Annotated in this window: 14 protein-coding genes; 11 read left to right on the forward strand and 3 right to left on the reverse strand. The window is 71.1% G+C overall.

Going from position 1 to position 15,913, the window contains the following annotated elements; genetic code table 11:
* Positions 1-21: 21 nt before the first annotated feature.
* Entirely contained in the window at positions 22-1,491 is a 1,470-nt protein-coding gene (locus tag H4J02_RS01875; protein WP_187675440.1) for a glycosyl hydrolase family 28-related protein, read from the forward strand.
* Positions 1,492-1,511: 20 nt separating this feature from the next.
* On the forward strand, positions 1,512-2,858 hold the full coding sequence (locus tag H4J02_RS01880) for a hypothetical protein (protein ID WP_187675441.1): 1,347 nt from the start codon (positions 1,512-1,514) through the stop codon (positions 2,856-2,858).
* 14 nt (positions 2,859-2,872) lie between these two features.
* Here the strand turns inward: H4J02_RS01880 and H4J02_RS01885 are convergent, their stop codons facing one another.
* Positions 2,873-3,688, reverse strand: coding sequence for a DeoR/GlpR family DNA-binding transcription regulator (locus H4J02_RS01885; RefSeq protein ID WP_187675442.1), 816 nt, complete (start codon positions 3,686-3,688; stop codon positions 2,873-2,875).
* 287 nt (positions 3,689-3,975) lie between these two features.
* On the opposite strand from H4J02_RS01885, the gene H4J02_RS01890 reads away from it, so the two are divergent.
* Genes H4J02_RS01890 through H4J02_RS01925 form a run of 8 tightly spaced genes read left to right on the forward strand, consistent with a single transcriptional unit; the run spans position 3,976 to position 12,475 of the window.
* Positions 3,976-4,851 carry an inositol monophosphatase family protein gene (locus H4J02_RS01890; protein ID WP_187675443.1) on the forward strand — a complete coding sequence of 292 codons (876 nt, stop codon included), beginning with the start codon at positions 3,976-3,978 and terminating at the stop codon, positions 4,849-4,851.
* The gene (locus tag H4J02_RS01895) at positions 4,851-5,780 is read left to right on the forward strand and encodes an ABC transporter permease (RefSeq protein WP_187675444.1); all 930 of its coding nucleotides are present in this window, start codon (positions 4,851-4,853) and stop codon (positions 5,778-5,780) included. Before H4J02_RS01890 ends, H4J02_RS01895 begins: the two co-directional genes overlap by 1 nt.
* A complete protein-coding gene (locus H4J02_RS01900) occupies positions 5,777-6,682 on the forward strand; it encodes an ABC transporter permease (protein ID WP_187675445.1) in 906 nt (301 codons plus the stop codon). The genes H4J02_RS01895 and H4J02_RS01900 overlap by 4 nt, the downstream gene beginning before the upstream one ends.
* A gap of 5 nt (positions 6,683-6,687) precedes the next feature.
* Entirely contained in the window at positions 6,688-7,725 is a 1,038-nt protein-coding gene (locus tag H4J02_RS01905; RefSeq protein WP_187675446.1) for an ABC transporter ATP-binding protein, read from the forward strand.
* Positions 7,722-8,750, forward strand: coding sequence for an ABC transporter ATP-binding protein (locus H4J02_RS01910; RefSeq protein ID WP_187675447.1), 1,029 nt, complete (start codon positions 7,722-7,724; stop codon positions 8,748-8,750). Before H4J02_RS01905 ends, H4J02_RS01910 begins: the two co-directional genes overlap by 4 nt.
* A gap of 47 nt (positions 8,751-8,797) precedes the next feature.
* Entirely contained in the window at positions 8,798-10,312 is a 1,515-nt protein-coding gene (locus H4J02_RS01915; RefSeq protein ID WP_187675448.1) for an ABC transporter substrate-binding protein, read from the forward strand.
* A 58-nt stretch (positions 10,313-10,370) separates the two neighbouring features.
* On the forward strand, positions 10,371-11,756 hold the full coding sequence (locus tag H4J02_RS01920) for an FAD-dependent oxidoreductase (protein ID WP_187675449.1): 1,386 nt from the start codon (positions 10,371-10,373) through the stop codon (positions 11,754-11,756).
* Positions 11,753-12,475, forward strand: a complete 723-nt coding sequence (locus tag H4J02_RS01925) for a glycerophosphodiester phosphodiesterase family protein (protein WP_187675450.1) — start codon at positions 11,753-11,755, stop codon at positions 12,473-12,475. The genes H4J02_RS01920 and H4J02_RS01925 overlap by 4 nt, the downstream gene beginning before the upstream one ends.
* 72 nt (positions 12,476-12,547) lie before the next feature.
* Here the strand turns inward: H4J02_RS01925 and H4J02_RS01930 are convergent, their stop codons facing one another.
* On the reverse strand, positions 12,548-13,540 hold the full coding sequence (locus tag H4J02_RS01930; RefSeq protein ID WP_187675451.1) for an alcohol dehydrogenase catalytic domain-containing protein: 993 nt from the start codon (positions 13,538-13,540) through the stop codon (positions 12,548-12,550).
* 186 nt (positions 13,541-13,726) lie between these two features.
* A complete protein-coding gene (locus H4J02_RS01935; protein WP_187675452.1) occupies positions 13,727-15,562 on the reverse strand; it encodes an acyltransferase family protein in 1,836 nt (611 codons plus the stop codon).
* 28 nt (positions 15,563-15,590) lie between these two features.
* Between H4J02_RS01935 and H4J02_RS01940 the strand changes: the two genes are divergently transcribed.
* A complete protein-coding gene (locus tag H4J02_RS01940; protein ID WP_187675453.1) occupies positions 15,591-15,908 on the forward strand; it encodes a hypothetical protein in 318 nt (105 codons plus the stop codon).
* The last annotated feature ends 5 nt before the right edge of the window (positions 15,909-15,913 follow it).

Genomic DNA, 15,913 nt, shown 5'->3' on the forward strand with positions numbered 1-15,913 from the left:
CCATGCGACAAAGGGGTTTACATGGAGCACGTCACACGTCGAGGAGTTCTCGCCGGAGGTCTCGGGGCCGCGGTCGGCGCGGCCGCATCGCACGGCTGGGGGCGCGCATCCGGCGCCCAGGCCGCCCAGGCCGCGATGGCGGTGAGCAGCGTGCCGGGCGTCCACCACGTCGCCGACTTCGGGGCAGTCGGCGACGGCGTGACGGATGACACGGCAGCTCTGCAGGACGCCCTCGACGCCGCGGCGGGCGCGAGCCTCTTCTTCGACGCCGCGGTCTACGTCGTGAGCGCGGCGCTCATGGTCAAGCAGGGCACGATGCTCCACGGGCGCGGCGCCACCATCACGCGCGCGCCCTCCTACGGCGCGGAGCTGCTCGGCAACTGGTCGCTCACCGACACGACCACGACCGCCTACAACGGGCACGGCGACATCACGATCGAGGGCTTCACCTTCGACGGCGACGGCCGGGCGCTGCCCGCGAACATGGTCTCGTTCGTGCACTGCGAGAACATCGTCATCCGCGACTGCACCTTCCTCGACTGCACCGCGATGCACCACCTCGAGCTCAACAGCACGCGGCACGCCCTCGTCGAGAACTGCCGGTTCCTGGGCATGCGGCCCGACGCCACCATCAGCGTGCGCAAGGAGGCCATCCAGATCGACCGCGCGCATCCGACACTCGGGATGGGCGGGGCACCCGACGGCACGATGTCGGCCGACATCACGATCGTCAGCTGCTACTTCGGGCCGTCGGCGAGCTACCTGGCCCCCGCGATCGCGGTCGGCACGCACCAGGAGGCGCCCGCGGGGAGCATCTACCGGAACATCCGCGTGCTCAACTGCGTCGGCGAGGCGCTCACCCACGCCGGCACGCGGTGGGTCAACACCGAGGGCCTCCGTGTGATCGGCAACGAGTTCACGCTCACGCGCCGCCCCACGCCCGTCGCGGACGGCGAGTCGGACGCGATGCTCTACGGCTTCGCCTGCACCGTGAGCACCGACGTGCTCGTGGCCGACAACCGCTTCGTCGTGGAGCCGGGCGAGAAGGCGATCTCGGTCGACATCCGCAAGGACTCGTCGTGGGCACAGGTGATCGGCAACATGCTCCGCTACGGCCGCTATGCCCTCTTCGTCGAGAACTCGAACGACACGAGCTTCCGCGACAACTACTGCCTGAGCCACAACTACGACGGCGTGCACCTGCGCAGCACGCGTCGCGCGCACATCTCGACGAACACCTTCCACAACACGGGGGCCAACGGCGCGATCGCGGTCGTCGAAGGCAGCGGCACGAACGGCAACGCGATCTGGAACAGCTTCGACAGCAACGTCGCCCAGTACACGGGCAGCGTCAGCGCGCCCGCCGTCGGGGTCGTGTGCGATGTCTCGACCTCGCAGGGCACCTCGGTGCGGATGAACCGCTTCCGGCAGGTGCCGACCGTCCACTCCGGCTCGACGAGCGACGTCGTCGCCTACAACACCACCAACTAGACACCGGGAGCCACCACCACATGACCACCATCAACCGTCGCGGACTCCTGCTCGGAGGCCTCGGCGTCGCCGCCGGTGCCGCGGGTGCCGTCGCGCTCGACACCGCCGCCGCGGCGCCCGCCGTCGCCGCCGCCAGCGCGGGCGCCACCGTCGCACAGTCGGCCGCACCGTCCAGTGCGGCCGGCCGCGCGCTCGCGGCCGGCTCGGCCGGGGTCTTCAACCCCTTCCTCCGCCAGTCGACGCTCTACTCCTACGGCCACAGCTTCACGGTCGTGCCGAGCCCGTACTGCACCCCCGACCGGGGCGAGTACCCGCTCCGACTCAAGGAGCTCATCGGCTTCGCCGACGTCGTGCCCTTCGGCCGCGGCGCCACCTACCTGCCCGACACGCTCGCGCTCGCCCTCAACGGCATCCGGGCGACCGACAAGGACCGCACGTGGCCGGGCCTCGCCACGATCGCGTCGTCCGAGCACGCGCACGGCGTCAACAACGACCCCGACCACAGGTCGATGCCGCGCGGCGTCGTGACGATCCAGAACTACCTCAACGAGACGGGCGACACGCACCCGTGGGCGCACACACCCGAGTACGTCGAGTTCTGGTCGCATTGCCTGCGTTCGCTCATCGCCGTCGTGTCGAGCAAGGGGCAGAAGGCGAGCACGGTGGATGTCGGCTCGACCGCGCCGGGCGGGCACGCCTGGCAGACGATGTCGTCGGCGCAGTACGTCAACATGTTCCCGGGAGGACACCTCTTCCGCTCGAACCAGGTGGGCGACTGGCGGCAGTTCAGGGTGAGCGGCGACGAGTGCTGGATCCTGATCTTCGCGGCGCTGTCGACGACGGCCACCCGCGGCCTCGACGTCTACGTGGGGAACACCAAGATCCAGGAGATCGACCCGACGGGCATGATGGCGCCCTACACCTCGGTGATCGCCGATTCGGCGGGCCTCAACCTCTGGCCGCTCGCCGTGCGTGTGACCGGCCTCAACGCGGCCGCGGGGACCGCCGACTTCAAGACGGTGCAGGTGCGGGTCGCCAACCGCGGCAGCGGCTGGGGCTTCCTGTCGACCGCGCTGTTCCCGCGGAAGACGCCGCCCGAGGTCTTCGTCGCGTACGAGCCGGTGCGGCGCAACGTGACGGACTGGCCGGCCCGCACCGCGATGTACCGGGCCGCCATCGACCAGGTCGTCTCGGAGTTCACGAACGTGCACGCCGTCGATCTCGAGGACGGCTGGGATCTCGAGGCGATGACGCTCGCGGGCGACATCCACCCGAACGACCGCGGGCAGGTGCACATCGCCGACCGCTTCGTCGAGGCGATCAACGACAACGTCACCGACTTCACGAACGGCATCGCGATCATCTGATCGCGGGCGGCGGCTCAGCCCGTCACGACCTCGGGCGCGAGCTCCGCGACGTGGAGGCCCGGATGCCGTGCCGTGAGAGTCGAGAGGGTGTCGGCATCCGTGCCGTCGTCGACGACGAGGTCGGTGAAATCGCTCAGCGGAGCGACGGAGTGCAGCGCCGTGCGGCCGATCTTGTGGTGGTCCATGAGCAGCACGCTGCGGTCGGAGGCCGACATCATGGCCCGCTTGACGAGCACGACGTCCTGCTCGGAGTGGAAGGCCTGCGTCGTCGACATGGCCGACGTCGAGGAGAAGTGGATGTCGGCCCGCACGCGCGCGACGGCGTCGATGCAGGGGAGGCCGAGGTAGGCGTCGTGCCCGGCGGAGTACACGCCGCCGAGCATGATGAGGCGCACCTCGTCGCGCCCCTTGAGCACCTCCACGATCTCGGGGAAGTTCGTGATGACCGTGAGGGGGGCGATGTCGACGAGCTCGTGCGCGAGCGCGAGCGTCGTCGTGGAGTCCTCGAGCAGCACGACCATGCCGGGCTCGACGAGCGACGCGGCGGTGCGCGCGATCGCGGACTTCTCGGCACGGGCCGAGCGGGACCGGAAGTGGATGCTCGAGTCGAACACCGCCGACGGCAGCGCCGTCACGCCGCCGTAGTACTTCTGCACGATGCCCGCCTTGACGAGCTGGTCGATGTCGCGGTGGGCGGTCATGAGGCTCACGCCGAAGATCTCGGAGATCTGCTGCGGCGAGACCGAGCCCTCGCGCATGACGAGGTCGGCGAGCTCGCTCTGGCGGTCGGCCGGCGAGAGTCGGCGCAGCGCCTGGGGATGCTGGGTCATGTCTCTCCTCGAGGTCCGATCATGTGGCGCCTCAACCTAACAACGTCTTTGTGATAGTCCTGGGGCCGCCCGGAGAAGCCGCGCGGGTACTTAACACTACTGCTCCGAATCGCGGAGCGCGACATCCGATCGCGTCGGCCTCTAGGTACCCGTGTGCCCACGATTTCTGAGGGTTCTTGACGGTCGGAACTTCCTTCTCGCCGAGGATTGGACGTATCGCATACTGCGTGGTAACTTCGCACCATGCTTGTGATGATGCCAGCATGGACTCGGGGGGAGCCCGCCGCATGACGCTTTCCAGCGCGAAGCCCGGCGCCGCCACCGACGCCCTGCCCGCGGCGCCCGCCTCCCTCGGATCCGAACTGCTCGGCATCGCCCGGCGAGCCGCCCAGGCGGCCGGAGCCGAACTGCTCGCCCGCGCCGACCAGCCCCACCGCGTCTCCACCAAGTCGAGCCCGACCGACCTCGTGAGCGAGGCCGACAGCGTGGCCGAGACCGTCATCCGCGAGACCCTCCTGGGCGCTCGCCCCGACGACGGCTTCGTCGGCGAGGAGGGCTCGCGCGACGGCGGCAGCACGGGCATCACGTGGGTCGTCGACCCGCTCGACGGCACCGTCAACTACCTCTTCGGCGATCGCGAGTGGTCGGTCAGCATCGCCGCCGTCGACGCCGACGGCCCGCTCGTCGGCGCCGTCATCGAGCCCGTCACCGGACGGATGTGGACCGGCATCCGCGGCGAGGGCGCCTGGCGCGACGACGTCGAGATCAGCGCCCGCCGCACGCCCGAGCTCGCCGACGCGATGGTGCTCGCGGGCCTCTCGTACGACGCGGCCCAGCGTCGCCGCCAGATGGAGATGTTCACCGACGTCGCCCCCGGCGTGCGCGACCTGCGCCGGCACGGCAGCGCCGCGCTCGAGCTGTGCCGCGTCGCAGAGGGCACGGCCGACGCCTACGTCGAGTCGCCCATCTTCCGCTGGGACATCGCCGCGGGCGCGCTCATCGCGCGCGAGGCCGGCGCGCGCGTGCACGTCACGCACCTCGACGAGGTGCGCCGCTCGGTGCTCGCCGCGACCCCGTTCATCTTCGAGGAGCTGCTCATGCTCCTGCAGACGAGCGATTTCGGCGCCGAGTTCTTCAACGTCGAGCAGGTGAACCCGCAGTAATGGCCGCCTACATCGCCCGCCGGCTGCTCCTCTCGGTCTTCGTGCTGTGGGGCACGGTCAGCCTCGTCTTCGTCGTCATGCGCCTCGTGCCGGGCGACCCCGCGCTCATGATCCTGGGTCCGGATGCGCAGCTCGGCGAGCTCGAGGCCCTTCGGAAGCAGATGGGCCTCGACCAGCCCGTCATCCTGCAGTACCTCAACTACCTCTGGGGCGCGCTGCAGCTCGACTTCGGCGACTCGGTGCGCCTCGGCGGCGACGCCATGAGCCACGTGCTCGGACGGATGCCGCTCACGCTCGTGCTCGCGGCCGCCGCCCTCGTCGTCGCGGTCGTGGTCGGCGTCTCGATGGGCATCCTCGCGGCCCTCAACTTCGACACCCGGATCGACCGCACCGTCACGACGCTCTCGCTCGTGACGCACTCGGCGCCGTCGTTCTGGGTCGGCCTCGTGCTCATCCTCATCTTCGCCCGGCAGCTGCAGGTGCTCCCGAGCGGCGGCGCGGGCACCTTCGCCCACCTCGTCCTCCCCGCGCTCGCGGCGGGCCTCCCGTTCTCGGCGACGCTCACGCGCTTCACGCGCTCCGGTCTGCTCGAGGTCGTCAACGAGGGCTACATCCAGACGGCCCGCTCGAAGGGCCTCTCGGAGCGCATCGTGATCGTCGCCCACGCCATCCGCAACTCGCTCATCCCGATCGTCACCGTCGTCGGCCTCTACGCGGGCGGCATCCTCGGCGGCACGGTCGTCATCGAGACGGTGTTCTCGTGGCCGGGCATGGGCCGACTCATCGTCGACTCGATCGGCTACCGCGACTACGCGGTCGTGCAGGCGGGAATCGTGCTCATCACCTTCGTCTTCGTCGCGATCAACCTGGTCGTCGACGTCCTCTACGGGTACCTCGACCCGCGCGTGCGATTGGCAGGGAAGCGATGACCGGGGTCACGGAAAGCACGCTCACGCCCACGGCGGCGCTCGCCGTGGCGCCCACGCGGGAGCGCGCACGCAAGCGCGGCAGCCTCCGCATCGGCGTCTCGATCGGCATCATCGCGCTCTACCTCGTGGCGGCCATCGTCGGCCCCATCCTCGTGCAGTTCGACCCGGTCGCGACCGACACCGCCAACCGGCTGCTGCCGCCGTTCGCGACGCGCCAGGACGGCTCGATCGCCCTCTTCGGCACCGATCAGGTCGGCCAGGACCTCTTCGCCCAGACGCTCCAGGGCGCCCGGATGTCGATGCTCGTGGGCGTCTCGGCGCTCATCATCGCGGGCGTCATCGGCGTGCTGATCGGCATCTTCTCCGGCTACTTCGGGGGCGTCGTCGACTCGGTGCTCATGCGCCTCGCCGACGTGCAGCTCGCCTTCCCCGGCATCCTGCTCGCCGTGCTCGTCGCATCCGTGCTCGGGCAGAGCGTCGTCAACGTCATCATCATCCTCGCGATCGGCGGATGGGTGACCTACGCCCGTGTGACGAGGAGCCAGGTGCTCGCGACGAAGAACCGCGAGTTCGTCGACGCGACGCGCACCCTCGGCGCCGGGCACTGGCACACCATCCGCACGACGATCCTCCCCGCGTGCGTCGCACCCGTCATGGTCATCGCGACGATGGACATCGGCAGCATCATCCTCGCGGAGGCGTCGCTGTCGTTCCTCGGACTCGGCACCCCGCCGTCGACCCCCAGCTGGGGCCTCACGATCGCCGGCGGCCGCAACTACCTCGCGAGCGCGTGGTGGATCTCGACGATCCCCGGCATCTGCCTCGCCATCCTCGTCATCGCGTTCGGCGTCCTGGGCGACGCGCTGCGCGACCGCTTCGACCCCCGCCTGAAGGAGGTGTGAGCCCGATGTCGGAAGCTCTCACGACGCTGCTCGAGCAGCCGCGTCCGGATGCGGGAGACGGGCCGCTGCTGTCGGTCCAGGATCTCGCGGTGTCGTTCGGGGCCCAGCGCGGCCGCGTGCGCGTGGTCGACGGGCTCTCGTTCGACATCCACCCGGGTGAGACGGTCGCGGTGCTCGGCGAGTCCGGCAGCGGCAAGAGCGTGACGGCGCAGACGATCATGGGCCTGCTGCCCAAGCCGATCGGCCGCGTCGACGCGGGCCGCATCCTCTACCGAGGGGTCGACCTGCTGCAGCAGCCGGCGAGCTACACGCGCTCTCTCGGCGGCACCGAGATCGCCATGATCTTCCAGGACCCGCTGAGCTCGCTCAACCCGGTCATGCGCGTGGGCGCGCAGATCGGCGAGGCCATGCGGCGCCGCGCCGGGGTCTCCCGGCGGGAGGCCCGCGAGCGCGCGATCGAGCTCATGGAGCGCGTCGGCATCCCCGCGGCCCGCCGCCGCGTCGACGACTTCCCGCACCAGTTCTCGGGCGGCATGCGCCAGCGCGTCATGATCGCGATGGCGCTCGCCCTGCGGCCGTCGCTCATCATCGCCGACGAGCCGACGACCGCGCTCGACGTCACGGTGCAGGCGCAGATCATGGCGCTCCTCGCCGAGGTGCAGGAGCTCGACGGCACCGCCCTGCTGCTCATCACCCACGACCTCGGGGTCGTGGCGGATGTCGCCGACCGCACCGTCGTCATGTACAGCGGGCGCGTGGCCGAGAGCGGCGCGATCCGCGACGTCTACGACCGCCCCGCCCACCCGTACACGGTCGGGCTCATGGCCTCCGTTCCGGACCTCGAGGGTCCGCGCGGACGCCTCACCCCGATCGAGGGCTCGCCGCCCGACCCGCGGCGTGTCCCGCAGGGCTGCCCCTTCCACCCGCGCTGCCCCATGGCCGTCGCCCTGTGCGCAGAGGTGCGGCCCGAGCCGCGCGAGATGCCCGGGCGCACGGCACTCCACCTGTCCGCCTGCCACCGCGCCGAGGAGGTCGGAGCATGACCCTCACGACCCCCACGCGGAGCGCGGTCCCCTCGGCGGCGGGCGAGCCGCTGCTGAGCGTGCGCGAGCTGCGCACGACCTTCCCCATCCGCTCGAACGTGCTGCGACGCAAGGTGGGCGAGATCGGCGCCGTCGACGGCGTGAGCTTCGACATCATGCCGGGGGAGACCTACGGCCTCGTGGGCGAGTCCGGTTCCGGCAAGTCGACCGTCGCACGCACCATCATCGGCCTCGAGACGCCGACGTCGGGCACGATCCGCTTCGACGGACGCGACCTCACGACGGTGCGCGGCGCGGCTCTCAAGAGCGTCCGCCGGGACATCCAGATGATCTTCCAGGACCCGCACGCTTCGCTCAACCCGCGCCGCACGGTCGTCGACATCGTGAGCGAGGGATGGCAGGTGCAGCCCGGCTTCGGGCCGCGCGGCAGCTGGCGGCAGAGCGCGCTCGAGCTGCTCGACCGCGTGGGGCTCAACCCCGACCACGCCGACCGCTACCCGCACCAGTTCTCGGGCGGGCAGCGCCAGCGCATCGGCATCGCCCGCGCCCTCGCGATGCGGCCGAAGCTCATCATCTGCGACGAGGCGGTCTCCGCGCTCGACGTGTCGATCCAGGCGCAGGTGCTCAACCTCCTGCAGGATCTGCAGGCCGAGATGGGGCTCTCGTACCTCTTCATCGCCCACGACCTCGCGGTCGTGCGGCACATCTCCGACCAGGTCGGCGTCATGTACCTCGGCAAGCTCGTCGAGTCGGGCAGCTACGAGCAGATCTTCGCCGAGCCGCTGCACCCCTACACGCAGGCCCTGCTCTCCGCGATCCCCGTCACGCATCCGTGGCGCCAGGACCGCCGCGAGCGCATCGTCCTCAGCGGCGACATCCCCTCGCCGGCCGACCCGCCATCCGGATGCCGCTTCCGCACCCGCTGCTGGATGGCCCGGGACATCTGCGCAGAATCCGTGCCGGCGCTCGCCCGACGCGGCCACGACCATCCCGACGCCTGCCATCTCACGGGGGAGCCCGAGTGAAGGCGGCACCACGCAAGTCCCATGTCACACACCGAAAGGAAAACACCATGAGCGTCACCCGACGCAGTCTCGGCGCGATCGCGATCGCGGTCAGCGCCCTGCTCACGCTCGGCGCGTGCGCGAACACGGGGTCCGACGGCGCGCCCCTCGCGGAACAGCAGGATCTCAAGGTCGGTCTGGCATCGCTGCCGATCAACCTCGACGTCCTCCAGAACTCGGCCGAGGGCAAGATCATCGGGCCCATGCAGCACGTGCTCGAGCCGCTCGTCAAGCGCGACGGCGACTCGTTCGAGCCGTGGCTCGCCGAGTCGTGGGAGAACCCCGACGACCTCACGTGGGTCTTCACCATCCGCTCGGACGTGAAGTTCAGCGACGGCACGGTCCTCACCGCCGAGGACGCGCGTGCGTCGCTGCGACGACTCATCGACACGGAGTCGCCGCTGGCGCCGCTGCTCGCCGCCGTCGAGAACATCGAGGCGACCGACGACTCGACCCTCACGATCGAGACGAAGACCCCGCTGGGAACCCTGCTGACGACGCTGTCGCAGATCCTCATCGGGCAGGGCGCGGTCATCAACGACGAGGCCTACTGGGCCAAGCCCATCGGCACCGGTCCCTTCGTGATCGACGAGTTCGTCGCCGACCAGCGCTTCGCGCTCAGCCGCAACGACGACTACTGGGGTCCGGAGACGAAGCTCGACACGATCACCTACATCGGCATGCCCGAGGAGGCGGCGCGCATCTCGGCGCTCTCGACGGGTGAGGTCGACATCATCGACGGAGTGAGCCCCGACGCCATCCCGGAGGTGCAGTCGCTCGACTCGGTGACGTTCGAGTCGGTGCCGAGCTACGCGATCCAGTACATCTGGTTCAACAGCAGCCGCGAGCCCTACACCGACGTGCGGGTGCGCCAGGCGCTCTGGCACGCGCTCGACCTCGAGCAGATCGTGAGCGACCTCTACGGCGACCAGGCATCCGTCGCGCAGGCGCCGGTTCCGCAGGCCGTGTTCGGCGCAGCCAAGCTCGAGCCCTACACCTACGACCCGGAGCTCGCGAAGGAGCTCCTCGCCGAGGCGGGCTACCCCGACGGGTTCTCGACGACGATGCAGTTCTCGAGCAGCACGGGCGTGCCGCCCTTCATGCAGACGGTCATCTCCTACTGGGCCGAGATCGGCGTGACCGTCGAGCCGCTGCCCAAGGAGCAGGCCATCTGGCTCGACGACCTGCTCGCGCTCAACTGGGACATGAACGTGCAGTCGCCGTCCGTCACGAGCGGTGACGCCGACTACCACCTCGGCCGTCTCTACGTGAGCAGCGCGAACCGCCTCGGTTACGCCAACCCGGAGTACGACGCCCTCGTCACGGCCGCCCGCGAGTCGGTCGACCAGCAGGAGCGCATCTCGCTCTACGCGGAGGCCTCGAAGATCCTCTGGGAGGATGCGCCCGCCATCTGGGCCGCCGACCAGACCGCGAACGTCGCCTACCGCGACTACGTGACCGGTGTGACGATCGACGCGGGCAACCGCAACGACTACAGCGCCGTCGTGCTCCGTGCGAAGTGAACGGCGACGGGTACACCCGGCGCCGCACGGAACGACCGAGAACCAGATCGGAAGTGGAATGAACGACACGATTCACGTCGACACGCAGGCGCGTGTGCGGGCGACGCCCGAGGTGCTCGTGGTCGGCGGGGGTCCCGCGGGGATCGGGGCAGCCATCGCCGCCGCGCGCCGCGGGGCCCGCACGATGCTCGTCGAGCAGCAGGGGTACCTGGGAGGGAATCTCACGGCGGGCCTGGTCGGCCCGTGCATGACCTCCTACAGCCTCGACGGCTCGAAGCAGCTGATCCGCGGGATCTACGACGAGCTGATCCTGCGGATGGAGGCCGCCGGTGAGGCGATTCACCCGTCGAAGGTGCCGGCGGGCAGCCCGTTCGCCGGATTCATCTACCACGGGCACGACAAGGTCACGCCGTTCGAGCCGGAGGGCATGAAGCTCATCGCGCAGCGGATGTGCCTCGAGGCGGGCGTGGAGCTGCTGTTCCACACCTTCGTCGTCGACACGATCGTCGAGGACGGCGCCGTCCGCGGCGTCATCGTCGCCAGCAAGTCCGGGCTCGAGGCGATCACGGCCGACGTCGTGATCGACTGCTCCGCGGATGCGGACGTCGTCGCCTTCGGCGGCGGCGAGACCGTGACGGGACGCGAGGGCGACGGGCTCGTGCAGCCGATGACGCTCTTCTTCCGGGTGGGAGGTGTCGACGACGACGTCCTCGCGGACTACGTCGCGCAGTTCCCCTCGAAGACGGATGCGTTCGAGGTGCCGGTGCAGGCCGCTCGCGCCGCGGGCGAGTACACGATCGAGCGGAGGGGTCTCGGCTTGTACAAGACCCTCAAGCCGGGCGTGTGGCGCGTCAACACGACCCGCATCCTGCGCCGTGTCGGCACCGACGTGGGCGACCTCACGCAGGCGGAGATCGAGGGTCGCGAGCAGGTCACCCAGCTCATGCGCCTCTTCCGGCGCGTGCCCGGCATGGAGAACTGCGAGCTCATCGACACGGCCGCGACGATCGGCGTCCGTGAGACCCGCAGGATCGTGGGCGAGTACACCCTCACTCACGAGGATCTCGCCAACGGGCAGGAGTTCGACGACGTCATCGCGCTCGCGGGGTACCCGATCGACATCCACAGCCCGACCGATTCCGGTGGCGGCCTGATCGACATGCCGGTCGCGAACGAGTACCAGATCCCGTACCGCTCCCTCGTGCCGAAGGAGCTCGACGGGGTGCTCGTCGCGGGGCGGAGCGTCTCGTCGACGCACGAGGCCCTCGGCGCGATCCGGATCATGCCGCCGGCCTTCGCGATGGGCCAGGCCGCCGGTACCGCCGCCGCTCTCGCCGTGCGCGGGGGCGCGCGGCCCCGGGACGTCGACGTGACGGAGCTGCAGAAGGCTCTCGTCGAGGACGACGCCTACATCGGGGAGCGCGCGATGGAGCTGGTGCCGTGACAGCCGTTCCCCCGCGTGTCCGGGATGGCGGGCATCCGCGCATCTCCGGGCACCGGGGGGCGGCCGGCACCGAGCCGGAGAACACCGTCCGGTCGTTCCAGCGGGCCATCGCGCTCGGGGCGGGCACCGTCGAGCTCGACCTGCAGCGCTCGGCGGACGGCGAGCTCATCGTCATCCACGACGAGACCGTCGACCGCACGACCGGCGGCGCGGGGCGGGTCAACGACCTCACCCTGGCCGACATCCGGCTCCTGCGCGCCGACGGCGAGCCCGTGCCGACGTTCACCGAGGTGCTCGACTCGATCGACGCGCCCATCCAGGTGGAGGTCAAGGATCCGCTCGCGGTCGAGCCGCTCATCGCGCTGCTGCGGGCTCGGCCCGAGATCGGCCGCAGGGTCGTGCTCTCGGGCTTCTCCGAGGAGGTGCTGCGGCAGCTCGCCGAGGCCGTCCCCGACGTGCCGCGCGGCCTCATCTGCCGGGGCTACGAGGAGGGGCTGCTCGGCAGGCTCGCGGACCTCGGATGCGAGGTCGTCTACTCGGGCTGGCCCGGTCTCACGGTCGAGACGGTCCAGGCGCTGCACGACGCGGGGGTGTCGATCGCGGCCTGGAACGTCAACACGCGCGAGGAGCTCGCGCTCGCGCTCGCGCTCGGCGTGGACGAGATCTCGTCCGACTTCCCGGGTGAGGTGGCGCGCTGGTTGGGATCCGCGTCGGGCTGACCGCACGCGAGCATGCGAAAGGGGCGCCGGGTCGTCCAGCCGTGAGGCTGGCGCCCGGCGCCCCTTCCGTCGTCAGCTCTCGAGCGCGATCTGCGCCTTGAGGGCGGCACCGTTTGCGACGGCGTCGAGCGCGGTGGCGAACTCCTCGAGCGGGTAGGTGTGCGAGAGCAGCGCGTCGACGTTCACGACGCCGCGGGCCACGAGGTCGAGGGCCGCGTCGAAGCTGTGCAGCACGGCCATGGTGCCGATGATCGTGATCTCGTCGTTGTAGATCTCGAACGGCGACACCTCGAGGCGCGCCTCGGCGGCGGCGACGCCGAACACCTGCAGGCGGCCTCCGCGGTCGAGGGCGCCGAGCGCCGCGGCCATCGCGGCGGGGGCGCCCGTGACGTCGACAGCGGCGTCGAAGCGGCGCGTCGAGAGCTCCTCGACGGAGGTGCCGACCTCGACGGCGCCGAGCTCGAGCGCGGCGGCGGCCTTCGCAGCGACGCGGTCGACGACGCTGACGACCGCGCCGCCTGCCGTGAGCAGCTGCGCGACGATGAGCCCCATCGGACCCGCGCCCATGACGAGCATGCGCTCGCCGGCCTCGACGCCCAGGCGGCGCACGCCGTGCACGGCGCACGAGACGGGCTCGACGAACGCGCCCTGCGCGAAGGTCATCGAGTCCGGCATCCGGTAGCAGTTCGCGGCGGGCACGGCGACGTACTGTGCGAACGCGCCGTCGACGGTGTCGCCGATGGCGCCCCAGTCGGCGCACAGGTTGCCGCGCCCGCGGCGGCACTGCGCGCACTTGCCGCAGAAGAGCGAGGGGTCGACGGCGACCCGCTGGCCCACGAGGCCCGCATCGACTCCGGCGCCGACCGACGCGATCGTGCCCGCGAACTCGTGGCCCGGGATGATCGGGAACGGGGTGGGCGGGAACTCGCCCTTCACGATGTGGAGGTCGGTTCCGCAGATGCCGACCCGGGCAACCTCGACGATCACCTCCCCGTCGCGGGGGGTGGGGTCGTCGACCTCGGTGACCTCGATCTGGCCCGGCCGCGGGAGCAACACTGCACGCATGGGTTCCGCCAATCTCATCTGATACGTCTGCGTATCATCTGAGCGTATCCGATGCGTGCGTGTGTGCCTATGCGCAGCTGGAGCCGCAACACGGCGGCGGGGGAAACGCCTCCCGCCGCGCGGTCGTAGCTCCAGCCGCGCCGTGATCCGCCGGCTTGACGGGGGCGGCCGTTTGACGGGGGCGGGTCAGACGGGGCGGGGGAGGGACTCGTCGGCGAGGGGGTCGCGCGTGGGCGGCAGGGCCGCGAGACGCGTCAGCGCCTCCTGCACGGTCGCCGTGAAGATGCGCGCGCCGGCCGAGCCGAAGTGCACGCGGTCGCGCGCGAGCACGTCGAGGTGCGGCTGGATCGCGGTGTACCAGTCGGCGAGCTCGACGTCGCGGTACTGCCACGCGAACGACACGAGCTTCTCGTTGACGCCGGGGATCCATGCGCGCGGAGCCTGCGCCGTCGCGAGCACGAGCTCGCGCTCGGGCCCGATGATGTCGCGGATCGTCACGAGCGTGTCCCAAGAGATCGGGCCGTTCGTGCCGAGCGCGATGACGACGGTCGGCCGCAGCATCCCCGCATTGCGCAGCCCGCGCAGGATGTCGGGCGCGGCCGACATGGAGCGCGACACCGCGGCGTCGATGTGGATGCCGGGGAACGCCGCCTGCAACTCGGGCACCGCGGCGAGCATGACGGAGTCGCCGACGGCCGTGATCTGGTCGCCCTGCAGCTGCCTCGGGGGCCCCGTCGGGTCGCTCGTCGGCGTCGGCGTCGGGTCGCTCGTCGGCGTCGGGGTCTCGCGGATGGCGTCCTGCCCCGCCTGGATGCGGTCGGCGACGTCGCTCTGCTGCGGCTGCACGACGAGCGCGGCGGTCGTGCCCGCGACGCCGACGAGCACGAGCACGAGGGCCGCGGCGCTGCCGGCCGTCGCGAGGCGGGCGGGCCGCCATCCGCTCGCCCACGCGCGCCACGTGGCGCGGAAGCCGTCGCGCCGGATGGGCGTCTCGACGTAGCGGTAGCTCAGGGCGGCCACGACGACCGTGATCGCGGCCGCGATCCCGCCGAGCGCCCACGCGAGCGCGGGCTCCGAGCTCCAGTCGGGCAGGAGCGCCACGAGCAGCACGAACACGGGCCAGTGCCACAGGTAGATGCCGTAGCTGCGTCGCCCGATCCAGCGCAGCGGTGCGACGTCGATCGCGCGCGCGAGCGGCGAACCCGGCACGAGGAACGCGGCGATGAGCACGGCCGTGAGCACCGCGACCGCGAGCAGCCCGCCCTGGTAGGCCCAGTCGGCCTCGCCGGGCATGGCGATCGAGAGCGCGACGAGCCCCGCGAGCGAGAGGGCTCCCGCGGTCCCGAGGATGCGGCGTGCGGCGAGCGGCCACTCGAGCGCCCGCGTCGACCACCAGCGGCTCACGACGGCGAGCAGGGCGCCGAGCGTGAGCCCGAACGCGTGCGTGCCCGTCGCGTAGTAGACGGATGTCGGGTCGCCCGGCGTGAGCATGAGCGCCATCGCGGTGGCGGATGCGACGGTCGCGAGGGCGAGCACGACGACGCGTGCGACGCGCGGCAGCCGCAGCACGACGAGCAGCAGCACGAGCGGCCACAGCAGGTAGAACTGCTCCTCGACCGCGAGCGACCACAGGTTGCGGAACAGCTCGGGCGCGGTGCTCGCGAAGTAGTCGGAGCCGCTCGCGATGAAGTACCAGTTGCTCGAGAAGGTGAGCGCCGTGACGAGCTGCGCGCCGAGCCCCACGAGCACGTCGCCGCCGACGAGGAGGGCGGCGCTGCTGCATGCGAGCAGCAGCACGACGAGGGCCGGCAGCAGACGGCGGGCGCGGCGCAGCCAGAACGACCCGAGACGGATGCGCCCCGTGCTCACGTGCTCGATGAGCAGCAGGCGCGTGATGATGAAGCCGCTCACGACGAAGAACACGTCGACGCCGAGGTAGCCGCCGACGACGGCGCCGGGCGTCAGGTGGAACAGCACGACGACGATGACGGCGAACGCGCGCAGCCCGTCGAGGCCCGCCACGTGCCCGCGGGGGGCGTCGCGCGGCGAGGTGGGACGCGCATCCGCGGGGGCCTTCGGGGGAGCGGCGGATGCCGTGGTCGCCGAATCGGGGGAGGGTACCGTCGCCTTCGCCGGGCTCTTCGCCGCCGGGCTCTTCGCCGCGCCGGGCTTCGTCCCCGAGGGCTTCGCCCCGGGCCGCGTCGCGGGCTTCGACCCCGGCCGCGTCTCCGGCTTCGCCGTCGGCGCCTTCCGGGCCGCCCCGCCGCCCGTCTTCGGGCGCGCCGAAGCGGACGAGGGCGCGACGGCGCGCTCGTCCTGGGGATCGGGCGTACGGGGTGTCATCGGCGGGTCACCCGCTCCAGCCTAAACTCG

This window comes from Protaetiibacter sp. SSC-01 (genome assembly GCF_014483895.1).
GTDB lineage: Bacteria > Actinomycetota > Actinomycetes > Actinomycetales > Microbacteriaceae > Homoserinibacter.

Bases quoted from the DNA above. Each gene is read 5' to 3' on its own strand.
- H4J02_RS01875 (WP_187675440.1), top strand. From the start codon at position 22: ATGGAGCACGTCACACGTCGAGGAGTTCTCGCCGGAGGTCTCGGGGCC.
- H4J02_RS01880 (WP_187675441.1), top strand. From the start codon at position 1,512: ATGACCACCATCAACCGTCGCGGACTCCTGCTCGGAGGCCTCGGCGTC.
- H4J02_RS01885 (WP_187675442.1), bottom strand. From the start codon at position 3,688: ATGACCCAGCATCCCCAGGCGCTGCGCCGACTCTCGCCGGCCGACCGC.
- H4J02_RS01890 (WP_187675443.1), top strand. From the start codon at position 3,976: ATGACGCTTTCCAGCGCGAAGCCCGGCGCCGCCACCGACGCCCTGCCC.
- H4J02_RS01895 (WP_187675444.1), top strand. From the start codon at position 4,851: ATGGCCGCCTACATCGCCCGCCGGCTGCTCCTCTCGGTCTTCGTGCTG.
- H4J02_RS01900 (WP_187675445.1), top strand. From the start codon at position 5,777: ATGACCGGGGTCACGGAAAGCACGCTCACGCCCACGGCGGCGCTCGCC.
- H4J02_RS01905 (WP_187675446.1), top strand. From the start codon at position 6,688: ATGTCGGAAGCTCTCACGACGCTGCTCGAGCAGCCGCGTCCGGATGCG.
- H4J02_RS01910 (WP_187675447.1), top strand. From the start codon at position 7,722: ATGACCCTCACGACCCCCACGCGGAGCGCGGTCCCCTCGGCGGCGGGC.
- H4J02_RS01915 (WP_187675448.1), top strand. From the start codon at position 8,798: ATGAGCGTCACCCGACGCAGTCTCGGCGCGATCGCGATCGCGGTCAGC.
- H4J02_RS01920 (WP_187675449.1), top strand. From the start codon at position 10,371: ATGAACGACACGATTCACGTCGACACGCAGGCGCGTGTGCGGGCGACG.
- H4J02_RS01930 (WP_187675451.1), bottom strand. From the start codon at position 13,540: ATGCGTGCAGTGTTGCTCCCGCGGCCGGGCCAGATCGAGGTCACCGAG.